We start from the raw sequence: 7,416 nt of genomic DNA on the forward strand, positions 1-7,416 counted from the left end.
AAGCATTTTCGGGAGGAACATGATGAACTTGCTACTGAAGTCAGCGGTTGCGGCGAGCGCGATCACAGCCTTTGCGCTCACATCCGCATCCGCGGAGACGCGCGTGACCTACAAGTCGGCCAAGACCGGCTCGTCCTACTACCAGATGGGCGTCGAACTGGCAGAAGCCATGAAGGCCGGCACCGGCGGGGAGATTTCCGTCACCGTCGAGGAAAGCCAGGGGTCCGTGCAGAATGTGATGGAGGTGCGGGCGCGCGGCGGCGACTACGTGTTCACCACGCCACCGGCGCTGGTCGGTCTCGCCCAGCAGGGCAAGGCGATGTTCGAAGGCAAGGGCAGCCCCGCCTTCGACGACATTCGCGCCCTTTTCCCGATCCCGTCGCTCACCATGCATTTCGTCATGTCCCGGGACAGCGACGTGACCGAGATGAAGGGGCTGGCGGGCAAGACCATTCTCCTCGGCAAGGGCTCGTTCGGCGCAACCGAGGGCGAGGCCTATCTCAAGCTTTTCGGCCTGGAGGAGAGCGTCAAGATCGCGGATGCTGAACTTTCGAACGCGGTCGCGGCGCTCAAGAACGGCCAGATCGACGGCTTCGTTACCGCCGGTTCCTGGCCTGCGCCGAACGTGGTCGAGGCGGCGGCTTCCACTCCGGTCACGGTATTGTCGCTGACCGACGAGCAGATTGCGGAGACCAAGCGTACGAAGATGACGATCCCTGCCGGCACCTATGCGGAGCAGACGAGCGACATTACCACGACGTCGCTGCCGGTGGTGGCTTTCACCACCACCAGGATGGATGACGACACCGCCTATCAGCTGACCAAGACCTTCTGGGAAAGCAAGGCCAAGCTGAGCGAGACGTCGCGTTGGTGGAACGGTGTCGCCGAGGCTCTGCTGAGCAATATTTCAGGCAAGATCCATCCGGGCGCCGTGCGCTACTACGACGAGGTGGGCATAGAGCTGAGCGACGCGCAGAAATAGGCGGCCGACGCTTTAGCAGGCCGGACATCGCCTCCGGCCTGCTCACTTTCCCTTGCACGAGACCCCAAGCATGCTCGATTTCTTCAAAAGCCGCGGTGCCGCAGCATTCTGGCTGATCCTGTCCGTGGCCCTGGTGGCGTACCATCTGGCACTGGTTTTTTCCGGACTTGTCCCGAACCTCGTCAGCCGCCCCCTGCACATGGCGTTCATATTGCCGTTCGTGTTGATCCTGGGCAATAGGAGCCGCTGGGGAACGATCACCGGTTCCGGACTCGCAATTCTCGGCATCGCCGCAGCACTCTGGATCGCGGTCAACCACGACAGGCTCGGTGACCAGTACGGTTTCCTCGAGAACAATTTGCAGCTGGCCATCGCCATTGTGCTGCTGGTCGTGACACTTGAAGCCGCCCGCCGCGCGATCGGCTGGCCGTTGCCTCTCGTGGCTGCCACAGCCCTCCTTTACGGTCTTCTGGGGCAGCACATTCCAGGCCAGTTCGGCCATGCCGGCACCCCGATCGACAGTTTTCTCGGCACTCTGACCATCGCCGAAGGCGGCATCTGGGGATCACTGACCGGCGTATCCGTCGGAGTGGTGTCCATCTTCGTGATCTTCGGAGCGGTACTGAATGCGGGCGAGGCGGGCCAGGGGTTCATGAATGTTGCCGCCGCCGCTGCCGGGCGCCTCAAGGGTGGAGGGGCCAAGGTGTCCGTGATCTCGTCCGCACTGTTCGGTTCGATCTCGGGGTCGGCGTCCGCCAATGTCGCCTCCACGGGAGCCATCACTTTGCCGGCAATGACGAAACTCGGCTACCCCAAGCGCCTTGCGGCGGCGGTCGAGGCGGTCGCCTCGTCAGGCGGGCAGATCATGCCGCCGCTGATGGGGGCGGGTGCCTTCGTCATGGTCGAGCTTACGGGTGTGCCCTACACCTCGATCATGGCGGCCGCGATCCTGCCTGCGCTGCTCTATTTCTTTGCCGTCTGGGTGGGCATAAATGCCTATGCCACGCGCTTCGAACTCAGGGGCGTGGATGCCGCAGACCGACCCGGACCACGCGATGTCGTCATCACATCGCTGTTCTTCCTCATACCCTTTTCGGTCCTGCTCTGGGCCATGTTCGCGGCGAAATTCACGCCGGAATATGCCGCCGCCCTGGCGATCCTTGCCGGCGCGCTGTTGCTTTTCCTGAACGCGGATCTCGAATTCCGCCCCGCGCAGATCTTCGAGCGCTTCAGCGATGCGGCGATGAATGCCGCGCGCCAGGTATCGATGATCGCTGCCATCATCCTCTGTGCGTCGATCATCATCGGCGTCCTGTCGATCACCGGTCTGGGCGTCAAGATCACCTCGCTCATTCTCGAAGGGGCGGGGGGCTTGCTCTGGCCCTCGCTGTTGCTGACCGCGCTCGCCTGTCTTGTTCTCGGAATGGAGGTGCCGACGACGGCGGCTTACGTCATCTGCGTATCCGTGGCCGGCCCGGCGCTGACACAACTGGGACTGGAGCCCTTGCAGGCTCATCTCTTCGTCTTCTGGTTCGCATTGCTGTCGACGATCACGCCGCCCGTCTGCGGTGCCGTGTTTATCGCGGCCGGGATGATCGGTGAGAATTGGCTGAAGGTCGCGCTGACCGCGATGGCTCTCGGGGTCGGGCTGTATATCATCCCGCTCGGCATGATCGCCAATCCCGACATGCTCCGCCTGGCCGACAGTCCGGTACTCGCGATCCTCGCCACCCTTCGCGTCGCCATCGGGCTGGGGCTCGTCTCCTACGGGCTCATCAGCACGCGCAAGGTCTTCAGAACAGTTCTTCTCGTCGGTATCGGACTGACGGTCGTCTTTTCGGGCATCTACATCTGAACCGCGCGACGACGAACATCGAGCGTGCGGCTGCGAGAGAAACACCGCGCGCTTTCCCGATGGACGGGCCAACATCGTCCGGCGACTTCAGAAACCACCTTCGGCCGGTTTTGCGACAGTGAACCTGCCTCCCTTGATCACCGCGAGTTCCAAAAGCCGTTCGATGCGGCCGTCCTGACGGAACCTGAAGGAGCCGGATGCTCCACGGAAACCTGCGGGCGCGAGCAGCTGCGCTCTGGTGACGGCCGATCCACCCCTGGCACGAACAATTCCCGCCGGCACGGCGACCAGATCGAAGCCGTAAAGGGCCATCTGGCTCGGCACACGGCCATATCTGGCCCGGAACCGTTCGGAGATGGCCTCGGCGCTCTGCGTGTCCGGGCGGGCGATGACCGCTCCCTCGAGGACCGGCAATGCAGCCACCGAGGATGTCCAGTCCGAATTGCCGACAATCAGCATGCCGGGGGAAACCTTGCGCAGCATCGTGGCGATCCGCGATATTTCGGTCCGGTCGGCGGAGGCGAAACCGACAGCGGCGATCTTGGATATGTCCCCCATCTTCTTGATGATCTCGACGCCGGATTCGCCCGTGCCATAGGTGAGCACGCCGACCTTGCCGCCGATTGCCGAGCCGAGGCGCGCGGCGTCCACGCGTGAACCGTCATTCGGTCCGTTTTCAGGTACGAGCACGGCGACCAGTTCGCCCTTCGGTGCGGCGTGGCGCATGCCGGTCGCAAGACTGTCCTCGCGGGACCCGACGAAGGCAAAACCGCCTGCGGGGGCCGTTTCGCTGACGCCGACGGGCGTAAGTCCGGCGGGAGGCTGCGGTATGACGCCCGGGCCGGCCGCATAGAAGACCGGCTTGTCGGCAGGCGTGAGTTGCGCGCCCGCGGCATCGACGATGGCGAGAGAGACCTTGCCGCCGCCAAGCAGTTCGGCGGCGAGGCGCGCGCCATCGGCGAGGTCGGCATTCGCCCGCGTCGCCTTGGCGAGGTCGAGCGCCAGAATGATCGTCGCCTCTCCCTCGCCGACGCGTTCGGGACTTACGGTCGCCCCTGCCGGAGCCTGCGCATCGACCGAGAGAACATCACTCGCCTTGTCCGACGATTGGCAGGATGCGACGAGGAGAAGAAGAAAGCCGGCGAGAAGAAGGCGGAGATTGCTGAACCACTGCATGTCGATGACTTTCTGCATGATCTATTCGAAAAGCGCGCGACGCTGCGCCACCGAGCGCTGTCCGGCTGCTCCCTGAGCTGCGGCGAGGCAGCGTCCATAGCCCGGTCCGGGAACGAAGCTGCGCCGGAGGCAGGCCGTCCCCCGCCGGTTGGAACCCGCCGCTGCGGAGAAGCCGAATGTGGCGACCGGGAGCGGTCCCGAGACCTCGTGGCCGTCACGCCTGAAAATGTCGCGCGCTCTTTCGCAATAGCGCACCGAGAGAACGGAAAACCGCGTCTCCCTGTGTCCGGCCCGGTATTTCATCACCGTCGTACAGAGATCGCCCGAACCCAGCCGGTAGGCGCCGGCGAGGTAACGCAGGCCGTAGCGGATATTGGTCGCAGGCACCGCAAGCTCTTCGGTATCGCCGCCGAAACCGAGCATCGATGCCGTGGCGGGAAGGATCTGCATGAGACCGATTTCGCCGTCTCGCCCGCGAGCGTGCGGATTGAAACCGCTTTCAATCTCCATCACCGCTGTCGCGAAATGCCTGGGCAGGCCCATCTCTTCCGCCATGCACCCCGCATAGGCTTCGTAGTCGTCCCGCGAGGCCAGCTCCTGCGCCTTGACAGCCCCGCAATCGGCTGGGCCGGCGGCGGTGCGGGGCGGGGCGACCTGCGTGGAAGCGGTGTGAGGGGCCACGGAAGCAAGGACCGGTTCGGCGCCTTCTGCGCGAGCGCAGGGCAGCATGGCGCCGGCAACCAGGACAACGATCAGCAACGGGTGGCCGGGCTTGGTGCTCAAGAGTTCATGCACGAGCGCATCGTTCAGCGCTCCTCCCCCTCTCATCGACATGTTCCGGCGACGGTTTCGCAGGAAACTCCTCCGTGCCTCGATCAGTACATGTAGCCGACCATGCGCTGGTGGAAGCACTCGCACTTGTCCAGGTACTGCTCGTCGCGATAATTGTTGCGAAGATAACCGTAGGCCTTGCCGCAGGCGACCTTCGCTTCGAAGGCCCAGGTGAAGGCCGGGCTCCGCGAGGCAATCCAGCGTTCGTCGTCGGCCACGTTCACCGCCTCGGTCATCAGCCGTACGACCTCGTCGGTCAGCTGCACGTCGCTCTGGATCGTCATGAGCTGCGATGGACCGGCCAGCCGGCACATGCCCGCTCCGAGATCCGCGGCGGAGACCGGCCCTGCGAGAAGCCCGATCATCGAAAATGCGACAGTCATCCGTTTGAAGTTCGTGGTCATTGTCTTCCCCATCCCGAGTTTTCGTTGGGTCAGCCACACACCGTCCGGTCCGTTCACCCCAGTGTGTGGCTACCGTTTGCGAAGGTCAAGTATTGGGCACCGTTGCGATGGCATCGGTGCCGTTGTCGTCGAACAGGATCCGGACGACATCATTGGGCGCGGTGTTGAATGTCGCAACCGTCTCCCATGACGTGCCGCCAGCGGCACCGTCGACGTCCACCTGAACTGTCGTGCCGACAACCCGGACGAAATCCGCCAGTTGGTCGGTGTTCGGATCCGCGCCGCCTATGTCGGCCGTGAACAGGTCCGAGAGATCTATCATGTCCTTCGCCGCGCCCGAGCCGGCCTCGAAATCCATGATGACGTCGCGGATGCCGCCGCTGATCGCCTCGTCGAGCGCCGCCTGGTCGAAGACGAAGATGTCGGATGCACCGTCGCCGCCAAGCACGCCGGCATTCCCGCCCCACAGCGTATCGGCGCCGAGACCGCCCAGAAGCACGTCCGAGCCCAGGCCGCCCGCCAGGATGTCTTCACCCGCCCCGCCGTAGAGCGTGTCGTTGCCGCTGCCACCGTTCAGCGTGTCGTTGCCCGCGCCGCCGAGCAGGGTGTCGTTGCCTGCCTGGCCGTCGATTGTGTCGCCTCCGGCGCCGCCCGAAAGCACATTGGCGCCGCTGCTGCCGTTGATGACATCCGCAAACGCGGTGCCAATGATGTTCGGCGTGGCATCGTTCGCGGTGAATGCTGTGGGCGACTGCGCCTCTCCTGAGTGATCGCCGATGCTGCCGGAGGCAAAAGTCAGGTTGATGTCCGACAGGGCCGTGTCGCCGTCACCGTCCACGACTTCGACGGGGAGTGTCGTGGACACCGGATCGGTCGAAGAGCTCGCCGCACCGAAGCCGGTGAGCACGAAGGCATTGCCGCTCTGGTGGATGATATCGAGCGTGCTGTAGCCGTCGGCGGTGAAGGTCGCGATCGATACGTTCTGATCCAGAATGCCGGTGATTGAAGCGACGACATAGGCCGTCACACCGGTGCCGATTGTCTGGAAGGTCACGGTATAGTTGCGGGAGATCCCGCTCGAATTGGTCAGGGTCACGGTCGTGGGGGTCGAGCCGACATTCGCAAAGCTGACGGTTTCCGTATCGCCACCGAAATTGATGACGACCTGCGTGATGCTGTCCTTGACGCCGTCGCCGACACTGTCCGCAAAAATGACGGGATCGGAGGCGGCGGTAACGGGGCTGCCGCTGATCTGCACCTGCGGCTCGTCGTCGACGCCGGTGGGGCCGTTGTCGATGCCGTCCGCGCCGAAGTCGTCGGAAGCCACCAGTCGTATCGTGGTATTGTTCTGCCCCGAACCGAAGCGAACCGTCGCGCCGTTGACCAGATAATGGCCGTCGAAGCTGTGATCGTGCTGTCTTATGTTGCCGTCGTAATCCGCCGGTGTTCCCGCCGGATTTCCGGTCAGATCATAGACGAAGTCGAGACGTATGGATTCCGTGGAGCCGATGGCGTTGCCGCCGGTATTGCCGTTCGAGCCGATACCGGCGGAATTCGCCGTTCCGTTGACGGAATTGCCGGTGATCGGCGTCAGCAGCAAATCGCGGGAGCCATTCACGGCGTTTGTCACGAAGCCGGCCCAGGGGTCGTTGCCGCCGACGAAATTGTAGCTGCCATCATTGAAGTTGATGTTGGTGAATGCGTCCACCGGTCGGTTCATGTCGACGTCATAGGTCGCCGTCGTCGGGTCGAGCGTCACGGTGTAGACGACGGCACCCGCATTGACGAAGCTGCTGTCGGTGGAAGCCGTCAGCACGAGACCGTCCTGGCTGATCGAATAGTAGATGGTGTTTCCCGCCGACGTCAGCTCGGTCGGGCCTGCCAGGCTGGCTGCGAAGCGCACCGTCCCGGCACTGTCCGCTCCGTAATTGTCGAGCAGGGCCTGGTCGAGGTCGAGATAGAATGTCCCGCCTCCGGTGGAGCTATTCGCAAGGACCGCATCCTCGGCTGCCACGGCAGTGGGGACGTCGTCGACGACGTCGATCGTGACGGAGCCTGTGACGGTGTTGCCGTAGGCGTCGGTGGCGGTGTAGCCGAAGGTCTCGACGCCGGTGAAGGTGTTGGCGCCGTCATCGGCATCGGGTCCGTCGACGGGCGAGGTCAGGGTG

Annotated in this window: 6 protein-coding genes; 2 read left to right on the forward strand and 4 right to left on the reverse strand. The window is 63.8% G+C overall.

Features of this window, described 5'->3' with window-relative positions; translation table 11 throughout:
• Positions 1-19: 19 nt before the first annotated feature.
• On the forward strand, positions 20-982 hold the full coding sequence (locus E2A64_RS16035; RefSeq protein ID WP_428977495.1) for a TAXI family TRAP transporter solute-binding subunit: 963 nt from the start codon (positions 20-22) through the stop codon (positions 980-982).
• Positions 983-1,052: 70 nt separating this feature from the next.
• Positions 1,053-2,837 (forward strand): TRAP transporter permease, encoded by a 1,785-nt coding sequence (locus E2A64_RS16040; protein ID WP_133285494.1) that lies wholly within the window; start codon positions 1,053-1,055, stop codon positions 2,835-2,837.
• Positions 2,838-2,924: 87 nt separating this feature from the next.
• Here E2A64_RS16040 and E2A64_RS16045 read toward each other — a convergent pair whose 3' ends face one another.
• The 4 genes from E2A64_RS16045 to E2A64_RS16060 form a co-directional block, all read right to left on the reverse strand.
• A complete protein-coding gene (locus tag E2A64_RS16045; protein ID WP_133285495.1) occupies positions 2,925-4,031 on the reverse strand; it encodes a type 1 periplasmic-binding domain-containing protein in 1,107 nt (368 codons plus the stop codon).
• Positions 4,032-4,034: 3 nt separating this feature from the next.
• Complete coding sequence (locus tag E2A64_RS16050; protein WP_244598326.1) at positions 4,035-4,841, reverse strand: lytic transglycosylase domain-containing protein; 807 nt, start codon at positions 4,839-4,841, stop codon at positions 4,035-4,037.
• 47 nt (positions 4,842-4,888) lie between these two features.
• Complete coding sequence (locus E2A64_RS16055; RefSeq protein WP_133285496.1) at positions 4,889-5,248, reverse strand: hypothetical protein; 360 nt, start codon at positions 5,246-5,248, stop codon at positions 4,889-4,891.
• Between the two features lie 85 nt (positions 5,249-5,333).
• A partial coding sequence (locus E2A64_RS16060; protein ID WP_133285497.1) for a type I secretion C-terminal target domain-containing protein occupies positions 5,334-7,416 on the reverse strand: 2,083 nt, incomplete at its 5' end.

The organism is Pseudohoeflea suaedae (assembly GCF_004354915.1).
In the GTDB taxonomy this organism is placed as follows: Bacteria; Pseudomonadota; Alphaproteobacteria; order Rhizobiales; family Rhizobiaceae; genus Pseudohoeflea; species Pseudohoeflea suaedae.